Raw genomic sequence first — 20,190 nt, 5'->3', positions numbered from 1 at the left:
ATGGCAGGCCCGCTCGACGGTGTGCGGATCCTGGACTTGACCTCGAACTTCATGGGGCCGTACGCGTCCCTGTTGCTCGCGGATCTCGGCGCCGACGTCGCGAAGGTGGAGTCCCCGGAAGGCGACACCACCCGCGGCGTCGGCCCGCGGCGAAATCCCGGGATGGCCGCGATTTTCCTGCACCTGAACCGGAACAAGCGCAGCCTCGTGCTCGATCTGAAGCATCCGGACGGCCGCGCCGCGCTCGTCCGCATGATGCGCTCGGCCGACGTCCTGCTGCACAGCCTGCGCCCGGCGGCGATGGAACGGCTCGGACTGTCCTATGCGGACGCTCGCGAGATCAATCCGCGGCTGGTGTACTGCGGCTGCTTCGGGTTCGGCCAGAACGGCCCCTACGCGGCGAAACCGGCTTACGACGACCTGATCCAGGCGGCGGTGGGCATGCCGGTGGTGCAGAGCCGCGGACAGGGCGAACCCGCGTACGTCGCGACGGCGATCGCGGACCGGGTGGTCGGCATGGCGACCTCGTCGGCGGTCACCGCCGCGTTGTACTACCGGGAACGCACCGGGCACGGGCAGGAGGTGCAGGTGCCGATGTTCGAGACGTTCGCCCATTTCGCGATGGGAGACCACCTCTACGGGCACACCTTCGTGCCGCCGATCGGGGACTGGGGCTACGCGCGGATGCTGAACGCGGACCGCCGCCCGTACCGGACTCTCGACGGCTACCTGGGCGTCAACATCTACACCACCCGGCACTGGCAGCGGTTCTTCGCCGCGGTCGGGCGGTCGGACCTGGCGGAGGACCCGCGGTTCGCCGACATCCACGGCCGGACGGAGAACATCGGCGAGCTGTACGCGTTCCTGGCCGAGGTCTTCGCCACCCGGTCCACCGACGAGTGGCTGAAGGTGCTCACCGAGGCGGACATCCCGGTCATCCGGATGAACACGCCGGAGACGCTGCTGAGCGATCCGCACATGAGCGACATCGGGTTCTTCGCCGAGCAGGACCATCCCTCGGAGGGACGGCTGCGCACCATCGGCATTCCGCAGCAGTGGAGCGAAAGCGCTCCCGAGCTGCGGTACCCCGCGCCTCGGCTGGGCGAGCATTCGGCGGAGCTGCTGGGGGAGTTCGGGTTCGGCGAGGACGAGATCGGTGCGCTGGCCGCCTCGGGCGCTGCCGGGATCGGAGTGCGCGATGACGCGTGAGCTTCCCCTGAGCGGGATCGTCGTGGTGGAGCTGAGCGACAGCGCGTCCGCGCCGTTCGCGGGCAAGATCCTGGCCGAGCTGGGCGCCGAGGTGTGGAAGGTGGAGCGGCCGACCGGCGACTCCGCGCGCGGCTGGGGGCCGAGCGAGTGGAAGGGCGACGGGGCCGCGTTCCACGCGCTCAACCGCGGCCGTCGCTACCTCAGTCTCGACATCAAGGACCGCGAGCAGCTCGCCACGCTGCATCGGCTCATCGCTGAGCGAGCCGATGTCTTCCTGCACAACCTCCGGCCCGGCAACGCGGCGAAGTACGGCCTCGACGCGGACAATCTGCGCGTGACGAAGCCGGAGCTGGTGCACTGCGAGATCGGTGCGTTCGGCAAGGCCGGGCCGCTGCGCGAACTGCCCGGCTACGACCCGCTGATGCAGGCGTTCTCCGGGATCATGGACATCACCGGGGAACACGACGGAGGGCCGGTGCGCGCCGGGGTGTCCATTGTGGACTTCGGGACCGGCATGTGGGCGGTGATCGGCATCCTCGCGGCGCTCAACCGGCGGCACGTCAAACACACCGGGGCCGCGGTGGACGCGTCGCTGCTGGAGACGGCGATCGCGTGGAACTCCGTCGGCATCGCCGGCTACGCCGCCGACGGCTACCCCGGCAGCAGGCACGGGTCCGGCGTAGCGTTCATCGTGCCGCACCGCGCGTTCGCGGCTTCGGACGGTGCGCTGATCATCAGCTGCGCCAACGACCCGCTGTTCGCCCGGCTGTCCGCGGCGCTCGGGCACCCGGAATGGGCGGACGACCCGCGGTTCGCCACGAACGCCGCCAGGCTGGAGAACCGTGCCGAAATCGACCGGCTGATCGGCGAGCGGATCGCGAGCGGCACGCGCGCGCAGTGGCAGGACCGGCTGCAGGCGGCCGGGATCCCGTGCGCGCCGGTGCAGACGACCCCGGAGCTGGTCGGCCACGAGCAGACCCGGGAACTCGGCATCATCGGCGCGGCCGACGAGGGCGAGATCGGCGTCGTCGGGCTGCCGTTGTCCTTCGACGGCAGGCGCCCGCCGCCGCTGCCCGCGGTCCGCCCGATCGGCGCGGACAACGACCTGCTCGGCTCGGTGCTGCCGACCCGGGCCTGACCCGTCCCCGGACAGAAGTGGAAAGTGTCATGGCTGCGCCGTATTCGGAAAAGCAGTGGAGCGCGATCGAGTCCGCGCCTGCGAGCGAGGCTCGGGCGGTACAGGAAGACCGGTTGCGGGAGCAGTTGGCGTATGTGGCTGCGCGCAGCGTGTTCTATCAGGAAAAATTCGCGGGAATCGACCTGGCGAAGGTGCGGACCGTCGAGGATCTCGCCGGGTTGCCGTTCACGGAGAAGCAGGAGCTGCGCGAGAGCCTGGCCGCGGCACCGCCGCTGGGGGCGCACGCGGCGGCGAGCCCGGACGAGATCGTGCAGATCCAGGCCTCCTCGGGGACCACGGGCAGCCCGTCGTATGTCGGGCTGACCCGCGGCGACATCGAAACGTGGTGCGAGCTGGGCGCCCGGGCGCTGTATGCGAACGGGTTCCGGCCGGGCGACCGGTTGCTGCACGCGTTCGGGATGAGCAAGGGGTTCGTCGGCGGATTGCCGGTGGTGCAGATTCTGCAGCACATGGGCATCGTCGACATCCCCATCGGAGCCGAGGCCGGAGCCGAACGCCTGCTGCGCGTGCAGGCCGACCAGCGGCCCAACGCGCTGATCGGCACCCCGTACTTCCTCGCCTACCTCGCCGAACAAGCACCGGCGATCGTGGGCATGGACGCTCGTGATCTGGGCGTTCGCGCGATCAGCGTCGGCGGCGAACCCGGCGGCGGGCTGCCCGCGGTGCGCGAGAAGCTGGAATCGCTGTGGGGCGCGACCTCGCGGGAGATGCTCGGCGGCACCGACATCGCCTGTACCTACTGGGGCGAATGCGAGGCTGCGAACGGCATGCACTTCCTGTCGCCGGACCTGATGGTCGCCGAGTTGATCAACCCCGACACCGGCGAGCAGATCGCTCCGGTCGAGGGCGCGCAGGGCGAACTGGTGTACACCGCGCTGCGCAGGCAGGCGTCGCCGCTGGTGCGGTTCCGCACCCGCGACCACGTGATCGTGACCGGCACAGACTGCGCGTGCGGGAGGACCGGATACACAGTGCGCTGCATCGGCCGGACTGATGACATGCTGATCGTGCGGGGGATCAACGTGTTCCCGTCGGCGATCAAGCAACTGGTGGCGGAGCTGGCCCCGGTCACCACCGGAGAGATGCGGATCCGCGCGGACTTCGAGGGGCATTCCACGCAGAAGCCGCTGCCGCTCGTGGTCGAACACGCGACCGGGTTGCCCGCGGAGAAACAGGCTGAACTCCGGACGTCGCTGGAAAGCCGGATCCGGTCCGCGCTGAACGTGAAAACCGCCGTCACGCTGGTCCCGGACGGCTCTTTGAAGCGCCCTGACCACGTGAAAGTCGCTCTCGTCGAACGGGTGCCCGCGCAGACCGCGTGATAGAGGTAGAGCGTGAGCGCGTTCAACAGGCTGCACCTGATCCGGCAGGTCGACCTCCTGACCCTGCGGCTGTTCCTGTCCGCGGTCGAGGAGAAGCAGATCGGGCTGGCCGCGATCCGGGAGAACGTCTCGGCGTCGACGGCGACGAAACGGATCCACGATCTCGAGGCCATCGCCGGCATCGAACTGCTGGACCGCGGCCCGCGCGGCGTGGTGCCGACGCCCGCGGGCGCGGTGCTGGCGCGGCACGTGCGGAAGATCTTCGGCAGTCTCGAGGACATCCGGTCGGAAATCGCGGCGTTCACCGAGGGAATGCAGGGAGATCTGACCATCGCTTCGGCGAGGTCGATCTTCGCGCCGTTTCTCGCCCGGGAACTCGGTGAATTCTATCGGCAATACCCGCAGGTCCGGTTGATCGTCCACGAAATCGAAAACCGGGAAATCGTGCAGGAGGTCGCGCGCGGCGAAGCGGATCTCGGCGTGTTCGCCGCGGCGCACGAACTTGACCTGACCGGCGTGGACGTCACGCCGTACCGCCGAGACCGGATCGTGGTGGCGCTGCCGCGCGGGCACCGGTTCGCCGACCGGCTGAGCGTGACGTTCGCGGAGCTGCTGCCGGAGCCCCTGATCGCGGTGGGCCCGATGGCGGGCGCGTTCCGGGCCGCGGCGCGCCGGCTGGGCGAGGAGTTCGAACCGGCGTTCACCGTGCGCAGCGGCGAGGTCGCGCTGAGCCTGGTCCAGGCCGGGCTTGGGGTCGCGGCGCAGCCGGAGTGCATGGTGCCGCGGGAGTTCCTCGACCGGGTCGCGGTGGTCGAACTCGCCGAACCGTGGGCGGAGCGGAAAATCCACCTCGCGACCGCCGCTGGCCGCCGTCCGGGGCCGGCGTGCCGGGCGCTGATCGAGCAGCTGGTGGACCGGCCCGCGGACGAACCTCCGGTCTCGTGACAGCCCGCCTTCCAGTCGCGGCGCCCCTGGCTGGTTCCTGTTGTACGTGAGGGGAACCCTGAGGGAATCTGATTCCCTCAGGGTTCCCCTCACGCACCTTGGCGCCCGGCTGTCGGCTGGGCCGCCAACGGGACGGGTTTCCGTTCGCCGAATTGCCGCTTCGGAGATTCCGAATTGATTCCCGCCGGGTGGCCTGCCTAGCATCGAAACCGCAGCAAGAAATCCGTTGACTTCGCATTTCACGGCACTCGCGAGTGCTGTTTTGTGCTGCCGGAAACAGGAGGCCGAAACGATGAACGCACATCGGGGTGCGGTGGTCGGGTGCTGACCCGCGGAGCGGTGCTGCGGGAAACGCCGGGCAGGTACGAGGTCGCGGAGCTGGAGGTCGAGGACCCGCGACAGGGCGAGCTGCGGGTGCGGATGGTCGCGAGCGGCCTGTGCCACTCCGACGACCACTTCGCCACCGGCGACCAGACTCCGCCGATCCTCCCGTTCGCCGGCGGGCACGAAGGGGCCGGAATCGTCGAAGCGGTCGGGCCCGGCACCCCGGGTTTCGCCGAAGGCGACCACGTCGTGTTCTCGTTCCTCCCGGTCTGCGGCCGGTGCCGGTTCTGCGCCCGCGGCCTGCAGAACCTCTGCGACCTCGGCGCCTCGCTCGGCACCGGCGCCCGGCCGGAGGACCCGGCGTCGTTCCGGCTCTCGCTCGACGGGCAGCCGGTCGGCCAGATGGCCGGGCTGTCGACCTACTGCGAGCACACCACCGTCTCCACCGCGTCGGTGATCAAGATTGATCCGGACATCCCGCTCGAGGTCGCGTGCCTGACCGGCTGCGGCGTCGGCACCGGATGGGGAGCGGCGGTCAACTCCGCTGCTGTCCGGCCCGGGCACGTCGTGATCGTGATGGGCATCGGCGGCATCGGGATCAACGCCGTCCAGGGCGCCGCGCACGCCGGCGCCGCCGCCGTGATCGCGGTTGATCCCGTTGCGTTCAAAAGGGAATCCGCGCTGAAGCTCGGCGCGACCCACGCGGTCGCGGACATGGCCGAGGCCACCGAACTGGCCCGGTCGATGACCAACGGACAGGGCGCCGATTCGGCGATCGTCACCGTCGGCGTCGTGACCGGGAGGCACCTCGGCCAGGGGCTCGAAGCGGTCCGCAAGGCCGGCACGTGCGTCGCGGTCGGGCTGGGCGAGAGCTTCGTCCGCGACGGCGATTTCAACCTGCACGAGCTCGTCCTCTACCAAAAGCGCCTGCAAGGTTCGCTGTTCGGCGCGAGTTCGCCCACCGCGGACATCCCGGCCCAGCTGGAGATGTACCGCCAGGGCGCGCTGAAGCTCGAAGAACTGATCACCACCCGCTACGCCCTCGACGACGTCGCCGCCGGTTTCGACGACCTGAAAGCGGGCCGGAACCTCCGCGGCGTCATCGTCCACTCCGCCTGACGAACGAAAGGACAACGATGTCCGCACAGGTTTCGCCCCGGGAAACGATCGCCGTTGGCGACATCAGCATCACCTACCTGCCCGACGGAGAGGCCAGCGTCTCGGAGACCGCGCTGTTCCCGGCCGGCACCCCGGAGCTGTGGAACGCGCACCGGGAACTCTTCGACGCCGACGGCAAGCTCCTGCTGTCCCTCGGCACCTTCCTGATCCGCACGGGCGATCGCAAGATCCTCGTCGACCTCGGGTTCGGCGACCACACCGTCGACTTCCCCGCCGCGGACGGCGTGTTCCGGTCCGGGCGGCTGCTCACCAGCCTCCGCGAGGAGGGGTTGGCTCCCGAAGACATCGACACGGTTTTCTACACGCACCTGCACATCGACCACGTCGGCTGGACCGCGCAGAACGACGCGCTCACCTTCGGCAACGCACGCCACCTCGTCGGCGAGGGCGAAGTCGAGTACTGGCAGTCCCTTGGCGACCACCCGATGGCGGCCGTCGGCCCGGGTGGCGCGCTGGCTCCGCTCGAAGGCCGGATCGATGCGGTTTCGGACGGCAGCGTCATCGCGCCGGGCGTCTCGGTCGTCGCGACGCCCGGCCACACCCCGGGCCACTGCTCGCTGGTGGTGTCGTCGGGACACCAGCGCGCGATGATCCTCGGCGACGTGTTGCACTGCCCGGTGCAGCTCACCGACAACGAGGTCTCCCTCGTCTTCGAGGTGGACGCCGAACTGGGCGTCCGCACCCGCGACCGGATCATGGGCGAACTGGAGGGCGACCCCGACGCGGTCGCCGCGCAATGCCATCTCACCGGCTCGGCGTTCGGCCGGGTGCTGCGGGGCCGAACGCACCGTACGTGGACCGCGCTGAACGCCCAGGGTGTCTCGTGACGATGCCCGCCGAGTACTTCGAGATCGACTCCGCCGCGGTCGGCGCCCGGTTCGCGGCGAGCGTCTTCTTGCCGCGCGGTTACGAACGCGGCGGGGACTGGCCGCTGGTGTACGCCACGGACGGCAACATCATCGCGCCGCTCACCGAAGGCCTGCACGGCGCGCTCGCCGACCGGCAACAGGCGCGCCCGGTCGAGCCGTATGTCCAGGTGAACGTCGGCTATGTCACGGAGGATGCGCCGAATCAGCTGGTCTTGCGCAACCGCGACCTGGTTCCCCCGGGCGAGGGCGTGCCGGACTTCATGCGCGCGCACATCCGAGGTCGGCTCGGTGTCGACTCGGGCGCGGTGCCGGAATCGGTGTGCGACGACTTCTTCGCGCAGCAGAAGAACGCTCGCGCGGACAACTTCCTCGCGTTCCTGGAGACTGAACTGCATCCGGAAATCGAGTCCCGCTACCGGTTCCGTGCCGACGACGTCGGGCTGTTCGGCTACTCCTACGGTGGCCTGTTCACCCTGTTCGCCTTGACTTCGGGTTCCGCCCCCTTTACCCGGTTCGGTGCCAGCAGCCCCGGAGTGGTCGTGCCGGACAGCCGTATCTACGAACGCTACGAAAACCTGCACCGGCTGCCCCGGGAAACGTTCCTGCACCTGACCGTCAACGCGTACGAAATGCTCGGCCCCAGCAAGTTCTACCGGCACCTGGCCATCGAATTCCTGCGCTTCCTCGACGTGGTGACCGAGCGCCCGCTGCCGGGCCTGCGAGTAAGCACCGAGCTGATCTCGGGCGAATCGCACAGCACTGGAATGGCTGACGCGTACCGGAGCTTCCTGCGTGCCTGCTACCCCGGAGGTGCTTCATGAAGACAACCGCCGCACTGCTGTGGGAAGCGCCGGGCACGTGGGACGTGCGCGAGGTCGACCTGGATCCGCCGAAGGCGGGCGAAGTCCTCGTGCAGATGATGGCGTCCGGTCTGTGCCACTCCGACGACCACTTCGCCCAGGGAGACATCCCCTTCCACTCCTATCCGGCCTGCGGCGGGCACGAGGGCGCGGGCATCGTTCGCGAAGTTGGGCCAGGCGTCACCCGGGTCGCGGTGGGCGACCACATCGTCACGTCGTTCATCCCGGCCTGCGGGCACTGCCGGATGTGCGTGGCCGGGCGGCAGAACCTCTGCGACAACGGGGCGCTGATCACCGTCGGCACCCAGCTCGACGGCACGTTCCGGATGCACGCCGACGGTCGCGGCGTGGCACAGAACGCGTGCATCTCCACGTTCTCCGAATGGACCGTCGTCCCCGAGGTGTCCGCGACGCCGATCCGCCGCGACATCCCGTTCGAGGTCGCCGCGATCGTCGGCTGCGCGGTCCCGACCGGCTGGGGATCCGCGGTGCGCGCGGCCGGGATCGCCGCTGGCGACGTGGTGATCGTGATGGGCACCGGCGGTATCGGAATGAACGCGGTACAGGGTGCGCGCTACGTCGGGGCCGAGCACGTCCTCGCGGTCGATCCGGTTGCCATGAAACGGGAATTGGCGCTGAAACTCGGGGCCACGGAGGCGTTCGCGGAAATCGGCGAGGCGACCGAACGAGCCCGTTCGCTGACGAACGGCCAGGGCGCGGACTCGGCGATCGTGTGCGTCGGCGTGCTCGCCGCCGAGCACCTCGCGCAGGCGTACGCGGCGATCCGCAAGGGCGGCACGCTCGTGGTGACCAGCGCGGCGAAGCACGATCTCACCGGGATTCCGGTGCCGCTGCTCGAATTCACCATGTCGGAAAAGCGGATCCAGGGCGCGCTCTACGGAATGGGCGGCCCGGCCCGGGAGATCCCGCTCATGCTGGACCTGTACCGGAACGGCTCGCTGAAACTGGAGGAGCTGATCACCCGGACCTACGACCTCGAACAGGTCAATGAAGCGTACGCGGACCTGCACGACGGGCGGAACGTGCGCGGAGTGGTGAGTTTCGCGAACCGGCACGGAGGATCCTGATGACCACGTTGGACGGAAAAGTCGCCCTGATCACCGGTGGCACCGGCGGGATCGGCCGCGGCGTGGCGCGTCGGCTGGCCGCCGCCGGGGCGACGGTCGTGCTGAACGGCCGGGATGAACGCAAAGCCGAGGCCGTGCTGGCCGAGTTGGACGGCAAAGGCCGTTTCGCGGCAGGCGATGTCCGGTCCGCCAAGGACATGGCCGCGGTGGCCGCCGAAACGGCCGAGCGGTTCGGCGGCATCGACATCGTCGTGCCCAGCGCGGGCGGCAACGACGACGAAGCCCGCACCACCGCGGTGCGCGGGCCGTTCGCGGACATCGATCTGGAACGCGTCACCGCGTTCATCGGTGCGGCTGTCGCAGCGAAACTCAATGTCGTGCAGGCGGCGCTGCCGTACCTGCGGGAGCGGGGCGGCGGCAGCGTCGTCTTCGTGACGTCGGAGGGCGGCCGGGTCCCGACGCCCGGCCAGACCGCCATCGCCACCTTCTCCGGCGGCTTGATCATGGCGAGCAAGGTGCTGTCGAAAGAGCTTGCGCGCGACCGGATCCGGGTGAACTGCGTCTGCGTCACGGTGGTCCGCGACTCTCCGTCATGGACTGCCGCGTTCGAATCGGAAGGCGCGGTGAGCGACCGGCACCGCAGGCAGTACGAGAGGATCATCGAACGCAGCCCGCTCGGCGTCGCGGCTCCCGACGACATTGGCGACGTCGTCGCGTTTCTGGCTTCCGAAGAGTCCCGGTACCTCACTGGCCTGGTCGCCAGCCCGACCGGCGGCCTCACCGTCCACTGAGGAGGTCCCGTGATGCTGCCGGACGCGCTGAGCGGGCGCTGGTACAACTCGCGGACGTTCGATCCGGACGATCCGTGGGCCGATTTCGCCCCGCGCACGACGGCGGTGGTGCTGGTCGACCTGATCAACTGGCAGGCGCACCGTGACGGGTTCAGCGCACGGGTGGCCTCCGGGGACTACAAGACAGCACGGTGCGAGAACGTCGTGGTCCCGGCACTGTCGCGGGTGCTGGCCGCGGCCCGGGACGCGGGCGCGGCGATCGTCCATTCGAGACTGGCCAGCCGGGCGGCCGACTGCGCGGACATCGTCCCGGCGTTGCGGGCGTATGTGCGGGCGGCGGAGGCGTGGGAAGGAAACTGGGCCGCGGAACCTCTCGACGGCCTTCACGCGCCGGGCGACCTGCTGGTCACGAAGTCCGGCTCGGGTGCGTTCGGCAGCTCAGATCTCGACCAGGTGCTGCGGAACCTTGGCGTGCGGACGGTGCTCTACGCCGGCGTGGTGACCGACCGGTGCGTCCTGCTCACCGCTGCGGCCGGGTTCGACCTGGGCTATCAGCAGTACCTGCTGACCGACTGCACGGCCGCCTCGACCGCCGGGGACCAGGCCGCGGCGGTGCGGCTGATCAGCGGGTACCTGGCGCGGCCGGTCACCGCGGCCGAGGCGGTCAGGGCGTTCGAGGCGGGCTGACGGACGGGTCCGCGGCGGGTTCCGCGTGGGTCTTGGCCCAGCTGGCGAGCAGAAGGAGGGCGTCGCGGGCGGTGTGGTCGCCGGGCGGGGCGAGGTAGCTGTAGAGGCTGAGCCCGTCGGTGCCCGGGATGGCGAGCCCTTCGTAGTGCAGGGTCAGGTCGCCGACCACCGGATGGCGGAACTGCTTCTCGCCGCGGTCGTGGGTCCGGACGTCGTGGCGGGCCCAGCGGGTCTTGAACTCGTCGCTGCGGGTGGCCAGCTCGCCGATCAGTTCGGTGAGCTTCCGGTGGTAGGGCGCGCGTCCGGCTTCGGCGCGCAGCAGGCAGACCGCGTAGTCGGCGATCAGGCCCCAGTCCGGGAAGAACTCGGCTGAGCGGTCGTCGAAGAACACGTACCGGGCGAGGTTGGGCGTGCCGGGGGAACGGTCGTAGACGTCGGAGTACAGCGCGCGGCCGAGGTCGTTGGCGGCGACCAGGTCGAGGCGGCCGTTCTGCACCAGCATGGGCAGGTCGGGCACGCTGTCGAGCATCGTGCGCACGCCGTCGGGGACGCGGTCGGGGGCGCGCCGGGCGCCGGTGCGGGGCCGGGCGCGGGCGAGGCCGAACAGGTGCGCCGTCTCGACGTCGTTCAGCAGCAGTGCCCGGGAGATCGCGGAGAGCACCTCGTCGGAGATGTCGCCGGCGCGGCCGCGTTCGATCTGGACGTAGTAGTCCGGGCTGACCCCGGCCAGCGTCGCGACCTCCTCGCGCCGGAGCCCGGGCACCCGGCGGCGTCCGGACGAGGGCAGCCCGACCTGGTCAGGCGTCACTTTCGCCCGGCGGGAGACCAGGAACTCCTTGAGATCCGTCGCCACGCTCACCCTCCACACGGTAGGCGGTCCGGCCGGTCCGGGGGAGGGGACGACAGACCCCCCCCCCCCGCCCCGGCGGCGGGTCAGAGGTTCTCGCGGTAGAACGGCACGAGCCGCTCGAGCGCGATCTTCACCGGTTCGGGCTTGTCGTAGAGGTCGTAGTGCGACCAGCCCTCGGCGACGACGAGTTCCTTCTTCTCCGACCGGGCGCGGCGGACGATCTCCAGGCCGTCCCGGTAGGACCCGAACGCCCCCGGCTTGTCGCCGACGACGACCATCAGCGGCTGGGTCAGCAGCACCTCGGCGCGGTTGAACGCGTCCCAGCCGACCGCGGTCGCCTGGTGGGAGAACAGTGCCCGGTTGAGCCCGTGCGGCTTGCGGCCGCGGTCGCTGCGGTAGTACTCGGTGGCCTCGTACACGTCGATCTCGGTCAGGCCGAGTTCCTGGGCCTTCTCCGGCGACGGCGGCAGCAGGTCGTCCACGCGCAGTTCCGCGCCGCGGGCTTCGGCGGTGCGCTGCGCGGCCATCGCCTCCAGCGCGGCGATCGGGTCGTAGTTCGTGAACGACTCGTGCATCAGCCGTCCGTAGTTCGCGCCGGCGACGGTGCCGAGCGCCTTGATCCGGCGTTCGGTCATGGTCGCGTTCACCGAGTAGCCGCCCGCGCCGCAGATCCCCAGCACACCGATCCGGTCCTCGTCCACATAGGACTGAGTGACCAGGTAGTCGATGACGTGGCTGAAGTCCTGCACGCGCAGCGTCGGGTCTTCGATGAACCGCGGTTCGCCGCCGCTGGCGCCCTGGAAGCTCGCGTCGAAGGCGACGGCGACGAAACCCGCGTCGGCGAGCGCGGTTCCGTAGACGTTGCCGGAGGTCTGCTCCTTGCAGCTGCCGATCGGATGCGCGGTGATGACGACGGGGTACTTCTTGGTTTCGTCGAACTCCGGCGGGAAGTACACGTCCGCCGCGATGTCCCAGTAGAGCGCTTTCACACTGACCTGCTCGATTTTGCCCGGCACAGTCTTTCTCGCTTCCTTGGTCGGTTCCCTTCGGTGTTTCCCACGCTACGAACCTCGGCGGCGGTGAGGGAGGGGCTGAGAGCACCCCTTGCGCGCCCGCCGGCCGGCCTGCCGCCGAGGCAGAGCTACAGGATCAGATCGCCGCCGTTGATGTCCACCGTGGCCCCGGTGATGTAGTCGGACTTCGGGGAAAGCAGGAACAGCACCAGTTCGGCGATGTCGGAGGTCGTGCCGATGCGCCGCAGCGGGGTGGCCGCACGGGCTGCTTCCCGTTTCCGCTCGTCGACGGAACCGCTCAGCATCGGGGTTTCCACCAGCCCGGGTGCGATCGCGTTGACGTGCACGTTGTCCGGTGCGGCTTCTAGCGCGACTTGGCGGGTGAGGCCGAGCAACGCGGCTTTGGACGCGGAATAGTGCGCGCCGGCGAAGTTGGCGAGGGTACGCCCGGCTCGCGAGGAGACGTTGACGATCTTGCCGGATCGCCGTGCCTTCATTCCGGGCAGTGTCTCGCGCATCCAGTGGAACGCGCCGTTGACGTTCACCCCCATCAGCCGTGTCCAGTCGTCGTCGGTGATGGTTTCGACCGGCCGGGTGACGCTGACCAATCCCGCGCCGTTGACGAGCAGATCGATCTGTCCGGCGTCCGCGAGGACGGAGGCGGCCGAGGCGCGCACGGCACCGGGGTCGGCGACGTCGCACTGGACCGGGACGATGCCCGCCGCGGGTTCGGAAGCCGGTTCGAGGTCGACCGCGAAGACGGATGCTCCCGCTTGGGCGAGCCGGGCCGAGATTTCCGCGCCCATGCCCCGGCCGGCTCCGGTGATCACGGCGACTTTGCCCGCGAATTCTTCTGTCATGAGTCCGTCAGTCTTCCGGTGTCAGGGGCAGCAGCAAGGCCGCCGTCACGTCGTCGACCTTTTCCAGCGCCAGAACGTCCTGGATCATCCGGTCAGCCGTCGAATCCTCGAGCGGCAGCACCGAGAACGGCAGGCACCTCCGGAACTTGGCGATGAAGTCCTGTTCGCTGAAGGGGTTCTTCGGATGCCCCTTCACGTAGACGTGTTCGGTGGCGATCACCCGCCCGTCGCGCAGGGTCGTGGTCAGCCGGGCGCCCCAGTCGGAAACGGACGGATCCTCGACGGCGGAGATCCGGGTCATCAGCTCCCGCACCTCCGGACGCCGCCGCGCTTCGTCCGAATAGGACTGCACGAACACCCGTCGGTCGAAGGCGGCAGTGGCCACGGCGTAGGGAAGGCTGAACTGGCATTCCGGGACGGTTTGCGGATCCCACTTCTTTTCGGTCGGCTCGCACACTGCCCGCCAGCCCGAGGTCGAGACTGCGATGTGGACGCTCGCGATGTCGGCGGCGGCGAACTCGTGCGCGCGCATCTGCTCGATGATGCCGTCGATCGAAGAGTGCGAGAAATAGCAGGCGCTGTAACCCTTGGTGGTGATCTGAGTCGCCGTCCAGTCCTTTCCGAGGCCGCGGGCGATCGCGTCCGGATCGGTTTCCCAGCGTACGGTGCGCAGAAAACCGTTGGGTCCGGTCAGCACTTCCTGCCGGGGCCCGGTGATGCCGCGGCGAGCGAGCAGGCACGCGGTGATCGCGGATTGGCACACCAGCCCGTGGTGCACACGCACCATCAGCGTCGCCGGTGCGTAGATGCCCATAGTGTGCGGCTGAGTCATCGTGCGGGCGATGCCCTGGGCGTTCTCCAGCTCCTCCTGGGAGAATCCGAGCAGACTGCCGACCGCGGCGACAGCTCCGAAGATGTAGTGCCCGCCGCAGTCGTTGTCCTTCACCGCTTTGCTGATCACCCGGTACGCCGATCCGATGCGGATCAACGTTTCCTGGCCGATCACCAGTGCGGTCAAGAACTCCGCGCCCGTGACGGCCGACCGCAGCCCGGTGGCGGCGAGCAGGCTCGCGACGATGTACTCGCTGACGTGCCCGGCTTCCTCGTGCAGATCGCCGCAGTCCATCGCCCTCGGCATCGGGCCGATGGCCAGCGCGGCTTCGGCGGCGGGCACACGTCCGCCGTAGAACGGCAGGGGCGTTTCCGGTTTGCCGCCCTTGTCCCGCACCAGGTCCGCGATGGCCGGGATGCCGTCCATTCCGGACCCGCCGATCAGGACCGCCATGCAGTCGAGCAGGGTGTGTTTCGCGTGCCGGACGACGTCTTCGGGAAGGTCGGCGCAGGCCGTCCGCGCTGCGAACCGGCACAGCGCGCGCATCGGGTCCTCGGTCATTTCAGCGTCTGCCCCGCGTCGATCTTCAGTTCGAGCCCGGTCACGTAACGCGCTTCGTCGGAAGCGAGGAAGGCCACCGCGTTCGCGACGTCCTCGGGCTCGACCCATGGCACGTCCATCACCGGGATAGTCGCGAACCGGTCCTTGACCCGGTCGGCGGTGCGTTCCGCTTCCGGGAGGTCCGGTGCGAACAGCGCGTACGTTTCGTCGTTGTGGATCAGTTTCGTGTTGACCGATGTCGGCGCCACGCAGTTGACCCGGATCCCGAACGGGGCCAGCTCCAGTGCTTGCGTCTTCATTAGGCCGACCACGCCGTGTTTGGCCGCGACGTACGGCGAAAGGTTCTGCATTCCCTTGATCGCCATGGTCGAGCTGGTGAAGATCATCGACCCTCCCGAGCCCTGGTTCTTGAGGATCGGGATCGCCGCTTTCGCGGTGTGCCACACGCCTTTGAGGACCACGTCCTGAGTGGTCTGCCATTCGAGGTCGGAGATCTCTTCGCTCAGCCCGTACGACCAGATCCCGGCGTTCGCGACCACCACGTCGAGGCGTCCGAGCTGGCGCACCCCGTCGTCGAGCGCGGCCTTCAGCGCGGCGTAGTCGCGCACGTCGACCTGCGCGGTGACCACCGAGCGTCCCAGACTTTTCACCCCACGCGCGGTTTCTTCGAGGTCCGCGGGCGTCGCTGGCGGCGCCACGTTGGTCTCCACCGGTGCGGCGATGTCGACGGCGATGATGTCCGCGCCGTCCCGCGCCAACCGCAGCGCTTCGGCGCGGCCTTGCCCGCGTGCCGCTCCGGTGACGAACGCGACCTTGCCTGCGAGTTTTCCTGGCATGCGCTCAGCTCCGTTCTCGACTCCGTTGTCCGGCCCCGAGATTCGTCCGGTTCGGCCGGTGCGGGAAGGGTGTTTCTCGGCTGTCGAGAAACACCCGGTGCGATGAATCTCAACCGGGTTCGATGGCACGCTGGATCTGGCGCAGGAGCAAAGCGATCCGCGGGTCGGGCGAGTGGAGCCGGTACGCGCGGGAGATGCCGCGGGCAGTGGTGTGCAGCGCGGGCAGCAGTTCGGCGGCCGCGTCGGCGGCGAACGGGACGGTGACGGACAGGGCGGCGAGCGCGGTGCGGTCGTCGGCGAGGATCGGGACGGCGATGCCGGTGGAGTCGAGGGAGATCCAGCGGCGCGCGACGACGTGCCCGACCCGGCGGGCCTCGTGCACGATCCGGGCCACCTCGGAGCGGTCGACGACGCTGTGCTCGGTGAAGCGGACGATCTTGGCGGAGGAGAGGATCTCGTCGCGCACGCCCGGCGGGGCGAACGCGACGAGCACGATGCCGGGCGACGAGGACAGCGCGGGCAGCCGGACGCCGGGCTGGGTGACATTGGTGGCCCCGGCCTGGCGTGCGGACAGGGTGTCGACGTTGAGCACGTCGTTGTGGTCCAGTACCGAAAGCAGCGTCGGCGCCTGGACGACGGCGCGCAGATCCTCCAGGTAGGGGAGAGCGCTCTCGCGCAGGGTCGGCAGCCCGGCCGAGCGGGCCGCGATCTCCCACAGCCGCACTCCAATCCGGATCCGGCGGCCGGCGTCGCGTTCGAGGATTCCCAGCCGGGTCAGTTCCGCCACGATGCGGTGCGCGGAAGGCACCGGAATCCCGGTGCACCGGGCGATCTCGGACGCGGTGCGCGCGCTGCCCGTGTCTTTCACCGCCTCGAGCACGCGCACGACCCGCTCGATCATCGACTCGCCGCGCGGCGACATCCGCCCCGCCTCTTTCCGCGCCTGGGGGCATTCTCCTGAAGTACGGCGGCCGGTGTCATTCGTCGGCCCAGGTCACCACTTCCTCCAGCGGCGCACGGGCGGTGCGGTAGCTGTTCGTCGGATGGTCCTCGTCGGGATAGCCGAACGAGATGCCGAGCAGGATCTTCCGGTCTTCCGGGATGTCGAAGTGCTGCCGGATCAGCGTGGCGTGCCCGGCGAGTGCGGCCTGCGGGATCGCGCCCAGCCCGAGGCTTTGCGCCGCCAGCAGGAAGGTTCCGACGTACAGGCCGCTATCGACGGCGCCGTAGAGGTCGTGCACGGCGTCGGTGGTGACGATGGCGACGTGCGGGGCGCCGAAGAATCGGAAGTTCTCGAACGCTTGCCGGGCGGATGCTTCCCGGTCGCCGCGTTCGATGCCGACGGCTTCGTACAGTTGCCAGCCGCTGGCGCGGCGCCGGTCGCGGTACACGCCGCGGTATTCGGCGGGCGGGGCGAAGTCGAACTCGGCCGGGTTCTCCCGTGCCCACTCGGTCATCGCTTTCCGGAACCGTTCGGTCGCCGCGCCGCTGGTGACGATCACCTGCCAGGGCTGGGTGTTGCACCACGACGCCGTCCGCTGCGCGAGCGACAGCAGCCGCTCGACGACCGGCCGGGGCACCTGCCGGTCCTGGTAGGCGCGACAGCTCCACCTTGTGACCAGCAGATTTTCGAGTGCCTCGTCAGGGGTCATGCTTGCCAGTCTAGCAATAATATAAAAAATATTGCCAGCTCGGCTCTGGTGGACCCGGCTCATCGGCTGGACGGCGTGGTGGAGGCGTAGGTCGCGTTCGACCGGCAGACCGGTGGCAAGAAGATCATCGAATTCTGGCGCAGGGAAGCGAAAAGGTGCCAGCGAGCCTGAGACTCGCTGGCGCCTTTTCGCCGATTCAGGCCCGCAGCAGCTTGGCGAACTCGGCGGCCGGCTGGTCGAGATCGCCGTCCTTGATCGCGTGCAGCAGTGCGGCCCGCTGGTCCTCGCTCAGCGCCGAGGACAGCACGTCGTGGAACTTCGCGTCCAGATCCGCCTGCGACATCGGGTTTTCCGCTGTCCCGGCGGGGTTGTCCACGAACACCTGCTCGCTCGTGCCGTCCTGATAGGTCACCGTGAGGTCCGCGACCCAGCGTCCGGGGTACTGCTCGTCCAGGTCCGGCCGCACCTCGATTTTCACCTTCCGGGCCAGCGCGGCGACGTCGCTGTCTTCGCCGAGGTCCAGTTTCCCGGCCAGGTAAGCCTGATGCGTCGAGAACCCGTTTCCGCGCCCCAGCGCCGACAGCGCGAACTGGAACGGGAGGCTGTACTGGAGGTGTTCGATGATCTTCGGCGCGTACGCGTTGCGGTTCTGGTTGCCGATCACCACGTCCCCGCCGGTCTGGATGCCCAGCAGCACCGACTCGATCCGGTCCGCGTCTCCGGTCAGCTGCCGCGCGCCGTCGATGTAGGCGTGGTTGATCCCGCAGCAGCAGTAGGGCTTGAGCCAGACGCGGGAGATCTCGAAGGTCTCGCCGAGCCCGAAGGCGGCCGCGGCCTCGTCGCCGACCTCCACCGCGGCGAAGGTGCGGAAGAAGCCCTTCGAGCCGGTCAGGAAGGTGGTCGGGCCGGTGATCCCGGCTCCGGCGAGTTCGGCCGCGCGGATGCCGCCGCGGGTCCCGATGCCCGAGTGCACGCGTTTGATCGAACCGCCGCCGGAGGTGTACTCGGTGGTGCCGGAGGCGTGGCTGAGCGCGATCGAGAGCGCGTGCCCGGTGGTCTCCAGGTCGAATCCGCGCAGTTTGGCGACCACCGCGGCGGCGCCGAAGGTCGACAGCAGGCCGTGCGGGTGGAACCCGCGCACGAGGAGATCGGGATTCGCCAGCTTGCCGATCCGGGTGTAGACCTCGTATCCCGCGACGATGGCGGTGAGCACGTCGCGCAGGTCGGAGCCGAGTTCTTCGCCGACGGCCAGCGCCGCGGAGATCACGCAGCTGCCCGGATGCGCGGAACTGGACCGGTGCGCGTCGTCGTACTCGAAGCCGTGGCCGAAGGTGGCGTTGAGGAACGCCGCGTCGGCCGCGCTCATCGCGTCGCCGGTCGCGACGACGTGCGCGTTTCCGGGGACGTGTGCCGCCCTGGTCGCTTCGAGCACGGCTTGGCTCCACGGCAGCGCCGCGCTGCCCACCTGGAGGGCGAGCTGGTCCTGCAGCAGCCGGCGGGTCCCGGCGACGGCTTCGGCCGGGATCGCGTCGAAGGTCAGGTCGGTGACGAGCCGCGCCGCGGCTTCTTCGACGGGAGAGAAGGTACCCACAGTGGTTGCCTTTCCGATCAGGAGAGGGGGAGGCCGTAGGACTTGAGCTCGACGTAGGCGTCGAAGCCCTCGGGGCCCGCTTCGCGGCCGATGCCGCTGTTCTTGAATCCGCCGATCGGCGCGGTGAAGCCGACCGGGTTGCCGTTGACCTCGACGGTGCCGGTGCGGATCCGCCGGGCGACCGCCAACGCGTGCTCCGGGTCGGCGGAGAACACCGAACCGTTGAGGCCGTAGTCCGAGTTGTTGGCGATGGCGACCGCCTCGTCCTCGGTGTCGAAGGCGTGCACGGTCAGGACCGGGCCGAAGATCTCCTCCTGGGCGATCTTCGCGCCCGGTTCGACGTCGGCGAACACGGTGGGGGAGACGTACCAGCCGCGCTCCAGCCCGTCCGGCCGTCCGCCGCCGATCAGCAGCGACGCGCCGGACGCTTTGCCGTCGGCGAGATAGCCCTCGACCCGGGTGCGCTGCGCCGCGCTGGCGAGCGGGCCGATCTCGGTCGCCGGGTCGAACGGATCGCCGACCGGCATCGACCCGATCAGGTCCACCAGCCGGTCGTGGAGTTCGTCGCGGCGCGAGCGGGAGACCACGATGCGGGTCTTGTTGCTGCACACCTGGCCGGTGTTGCGCAGCGACACGGCGCGGACGGCGGCGATCGCGGCGTCCAGGTCGGCGTCGTCGAGCAGTACCGCCGCGGACTTGCCGCCCAGTTCGAGCGTGCAGCGGCGCAGGTCCTGGCCGCACAACGCGCCGATCCGCCGCCCGGCCGCGGTGGAGCCGGTGAACGACACCTTGTCCACGCCGCGATGCCGGACGAGATATTCGCTGACTTCCCGCCCCGCCGGGACGATGTTGACCACTCCTTCGGGCAGCCCGATTTCTTCCAGCAGATGGCCGAGGAGGTACGCGTCGAGCGGGGTTTCCGGCGAGGGCTTGAGCACCATGGTGCAGCCGGCCAGCAGCGCGGGCGCGAGCTTGATCATGGTGATCAGCAACGGCGCGTTCCACGGCACGATCGCGGCGACCACCCCGACCGGTTCCCGGGTGACGAGCGCGTGCCCGGTCGCGGACCGGCGGGTGTCTTGCCACTGATAGCCCGGCGCGAGATCGAGGAACGCGTCGAGCAGCAGCCGCGGGCCGATCGCCTGCATCTTCGTCGACAGCGTGATCGGGCAGCCCATCTCGGCGCTGACCAGTTGCGCGATGTCGGTTTCGCGCTCGGCCAGAGCGGCGCTGAGCTTGCGCAGCACGGCGATCCGCTCTTCGAGCGGCAGGCGAGGCCACGGGCCGTGGTCGAACGCATGGCGCGCGGCGGCGACTGCCGCGTCCATGTCCGATTCGACGCCCTCGGCCACCCGGGCGAGGACTTCCTCCGTGGAGGGGGAAACCACGTCGAAGCGCCGGCCGGACGCCGGGGCCGTCCACCGCCCGCCGAGGAAAAGCTTGTCGTAGTGGCCTTGCCACAGCTGGGGCTGTGCGGGCATCGGGGCACGCTCCTTGCTCGTCCGAGGGAGACCGAGGTCAGC

General features: G+C 69.5%; 19 protein-coding genes. 10 read left to right on the top strand and 9 right to left on the bottom strand.

Translation table 11 applies throughout. From position 1 onward, the window contains the following. The 10 genes from ACFXI3_RS10065 to ACFXI3_RS10020 all read left to right on the top strand — a co-directional run bounded on the left by ACFXI3_RS10065 (position 1) and on the right by ACFXI3_RS10020 (position 10,472). The gene (locus ACFXI3_RS10065) at positions 1–1,209 is read left to right on the top strand and encodes a CaiB/BaiF CoA transferase family protein (protein ID WP_378399279.1); all 1,209 of its coding nucleotides are present in this window, start codon (positions 1–3) and stop codon (positions 1,207–1,209) included. Then, positions 1,199–2,347, top strand: a complete 1,149-nt coding sequence (locus ACFXI3_RS10060; protein WP_378399278.1) for a CaiB/BaiF CoA transferase family protein — start codon at positions 1,199–1,201, stop codon at positions 2,345–2,347. Before ACFXI3_RS10065 ends, ACFXI3_RS10060 begins: the two co-directional genes overlap by 11 nt. Positions 2,348–2,376: 29 nt before the next feature. Next, positions 2,377–3,729, top strand: a complete 1,353-nt coding sequence (locus ACFXI3_RS10055; protein WP_378399277.1) for a phenylacetate--CoA ligase family protein — start codon at positions 2,377–2,379, stop codon at positions 3,727–3,729. 12 nt (positions 3,730–3,741) lie between these two features. Next, positions 3,742–4,674: a LysR family transcriptional regulator gene (locus ACFXI3_RS10050; RefSeq protein WP_378399276.1), complete on the top strand. Its 933-nt coding sequence runs from the start codon at positions 3,742–3,744 to the stop codon at positions 4,672–4,674. Between the two features lie 321 nt (positions 4,675–4,995). After that, complete coding sequence (locus tag ACFXI3_RS10045; RefSeq protein WP_378399275.1) at positions 4,996–6,117, top strand: NDMA-dependent alcohol dehydrogenase; 1,122 nt, start codon at positions 4,996–4,998, stop codon at positions 6,115–6,117. A 17-nt stretch (positions 6,118–6,134) separates the two neighbouring features. Continuing rightward, positions 6,135–7,004 (top strand): MBL fold metallo-hydrolase, encoded by an 870-nt coding sequence (locus ACFXI3_RS10040; RefSeq protein WP_378399274.1) that lies wholly within the window; start codon positions 6,135–6,137, stop codon positions 7,002–7,004. Continuing rightward, positions 7,001–7,867 (top strand): alpha/beta hydrolase, encoded by an 867-nt coding sequence (locus ACFXI3_RS10035; RefSeq protein ID WP_378399273.1) that lies wholly within the window; start codon positions 7,001–7,003, stop codon positions 7,865–7,867. Before ACFXI3_RS10040 ends, ACFXI3_RS10035 begins: the two co-directional genes overlap by 4 nt. Then, a complete protein-coding gene (locus ACFXI3_RS10030; RefSeq protein ID WP_378399272.1) occupies positions 7,864–8,994 on the top strand; it encodes an NDMA-dependent alcohol dehydrogenase in 1,131 nt (376 codons plus the stop codon). Before ACFXI3_RS10035 ends, ACFXI3_RS10030 begins: the two co-directional genes overlap by 4 nt. Beyond that, positions 8,994–9,785 carry an SDR family NAD(P)-dependent oxidoreductase gene (locus tag ACFXI3_RS10025; protein ID WP_378399271.1) on the top strand — a complete coding sequence of 264 codons (792 nt, stop codon included), beginning with the start codon at positions 8,994–8,996 and terminating at the stop codon, positions 9,783–9,785. Before ACFXI3_RS10030 ends, ACFXI3_RS10025 begins: the two co-directional genes overlap by 1 nt. Positions 9,786–9,797: 12 nt before the next feature. Beyond that, a complete protein-coding gene (locus ACFXI3_RS10020) occupies positions 9,798–10,472 on the top strand; it encodes a cysteine hydrolase family protein (protein ID WP_378399300.1) in 675 nt (224 codons plus the stop codon). On the opposite strand, the gene ACFXI3_RS10015 is transcribed toward ACFXI3_RS10020, so the two are convergent. The 9 genes from ACFXI3_RS10015 to ACFXI3_RS09975 all read right to left on the bottom strand — a co-directional run bounded on the left by ACFXI3_RS10015 (position 10,450) and on the right by ACFXI3_RS09975 (position 20,148). Then, on the bottom strand, positions 10,450–11,331 hold the full coding sequence (locus tag ACFXI3_RS10015) for a helix-turn-helix domain-containing protein (RefSeq protein WP_378399270.1): 882 nt from the start codon (positions 11,329–11,331) through the stop codon (positions 10,450–10,452). The genes ACFXI3_RS10020 and ACFXI3_RS10015 overlap by 23 nt on opposite strands. Positions 11,332–11,405: 74 nt before the next feature. Next, on the bottom strand, positions 11,406–12,338 hold the full coding sequence (locus ACFXI3_RS10010) for an alpha/beta hydrolase (protein WP_378399269.1): 933 nt from the start codon (positions 12,336–12,338) through the stop codon (positions 11,406–11,408). Between the two features lie 125 nt (positions 12,339–12,463). Continuing rightward, entirely contained in the window at positions 12,464–13,195 is a 732-nt protein-coding gene (locus ACFXI3_RS10005; protein WP_378399268.1) for an SDR family NAD(P)-dependent oxidoreductase, read from the bottom strand. A gap of 7 nt (positions 13,196–13,202) precedes the next feature. Then, on the bottom strand, positions 13,203–14,588 hold the full coding sequence (locus tag ACFXI3_RS10000; protein WP_378399267.1) for an MmgE/PrpD family protein: 1,386 nt from the start codon (positions 14,586–14,588) through the stop codon (positions 13,203–13,205). Continuing rightward, a complete protein-coding gene (locus tag ACFXI3_RS09995; RefSeq protein ID WP_378399266.1) occupies positions 14,585–15,424 on the bottom strand; it encodes a mycofactocin-coupled SDR family oxidoreductase in 840 nt (279 codons plus the stop codon). Before ACFXI3_RS09995 ends, ACFXI3_RS10000 begins: the two co-directional genes overlap by 4 nt. A 109-nt stretch (positions 15,425–15,533) precedes the next feature. After that, a complete protein-coding gene (locus tag ACFXI3_RS09990) occupies positions 15,534–16,346 on the bottom strand; it encodes an IclR family transcriptional regulator (protein WP_378399265.1) in 813 nt (270 codons plus the stop codon). Positions 16,347–16,401: 55 nt separating this feature from the next. Further along, a complete protein-coding gene (locus ACFXI3_RS09985) occupies positions 16,402–17,076 on the bottom strand; it encodes a nitroreductase (RefSeq protein ID WP_378399264.1) in 675 nt (224 codons plus the stop codon). A 196-nt stretch (positions 17,077–17,272) separates the two neighbouring features. Beyond that, entirely contained in the window at positions 17,273–18,667 is a 1,395-nt protein-coding gene (locus tag ACFXI3_RS09980) for an MmgE/PrpD family protein (protein ID WP_378399263.1), read from the bottom strand. A 17-nt stretch (positions 18,668–18,684) separates the two neighbouring features. Next, entirely contained in the window at positions 18,685–20,148 is a 1,464-nt protein-coding gene (locus ACFXI3_RS09975) for an aldehyde dehydrogenase (protein ID WP_378399262.1), read from the bottom strand. Positions 20,149–20,190: the final 42 nt, after the last annotated feature.

The sequence above is a fragment of the Amycolatopsis sp. NPDC059235 genome, from assembly GCF_042754125.1.
GTDB classification, from domain to species: Bacteria; Actinomycetota; Actinomycetes; order Mycobacteriales; family Pseudonocardiaceae; genus Amycolatopsis; species Amycolatopsis albidoflava.
Note: the sequence above shows the minus strand (reverse complement) of the source record. Positions and strands in the feature narration are given on the sequence as shown.

Excerpts from the sequence above, each read along its gene's own strand:
- ACFXI3_RS10005 (WP_378399268.1), bottom strand. The coding sequence starts at position 13,195 with ATGACAGAAGAATTCGCGGGCAAAGTCGCCGTGATCACCGGAGCCGGC.
- ACFXI3_RS09990 (WP_378399265.1), bottom strand. The coding sequence starts at position 16,346 with ATGTCGCCGCGCGGCGAGTCGATGATCGAGCGGGTCGTGCGCGTGCTC.
- ACFXI3_RS10030 (WP_378399272.1), top strand. The coding sequence starts at position 7,864 with ATGAAGACAACCGCCGCACTGCTGTGGGAAGCGCCGGGCACGTGGGAC.
- ACFXI3_RS10065 (WP_378399279.1), top strand. The coding sequence starts at position 1 with ATGGCAGGCCCGCTCGACGGTGTGCGGATCCTGGACTTGACCTCGAAC.
- ACFXI3_RS10000 (WP_378399267.1), bottom strand. The coding sequence starts at position 14,588 with ATGACCGAGGACCCGATGCGCGCGCTGTGCCGGTTCGCAGCGCGGACG.
- ACFXI3_RS09975 (WP_378399262.1), bottom strand. The coding sequence starts at position 20,148 with ATGCCCGCACAGCCCCAGCTGTGGCAAGGCCACTACGACAAGCTTTTC.
- ACFXI3_RS09985 (WP_378399264.1), bottom strand. The coding sequence starts at position 17,076 with ATGACCCCTGACGAGGCACTCGAAAATCTGCTGGTCACAAGGTGGAGC.
- ACFXI3_RS09995 (WP_378399266.1), bottom strand. The coding sequence starts at position 15,424 with ATGCCAGGAAAACTCGCAGGCAAGGTCGCGTTCGTCACCGGAGCGGCA.
- ACFXI3_RS10025 (WP_378399271.1), top strand. The coding sequence starts at position 8,994 with ATGACCACGTTGGACGGAAAAGTCGCCCTGATCACCGGTGGCACCGGC.
- ACFXI3_RS10040 (WP_378399274.1), top strand. The coding sequence starts at position 6,135 with ATGTCCGCACAGGTTTCGCCCCGGGAAACGATCGCCGTTGGCGACATC.
- ACFXI3_RS10060 (WP_378399278.1), top strand. The coding sequence starts at position 1,199 with ATGACGCGTGAGCTTCCCCTGAGCGGGATCGTCGTGGTGGAGCTGAGC.
- ACFXI3_RS10020 (WP_378399300.1), top strand. The coding sequence starts at position 9,798 with ATGCTGCCGGACGCGCTGAGCGGGCGCTGGTACAACTCGCGGACGTTC.
- ACFXI3_RS10055 (WP_378399277.1), top strand. The coding sequence starts at position 2,377 with ATGGCTGCGCCGTATTCGGAAAAGCAGTGGAGCGCGATCGAGTCCGCG.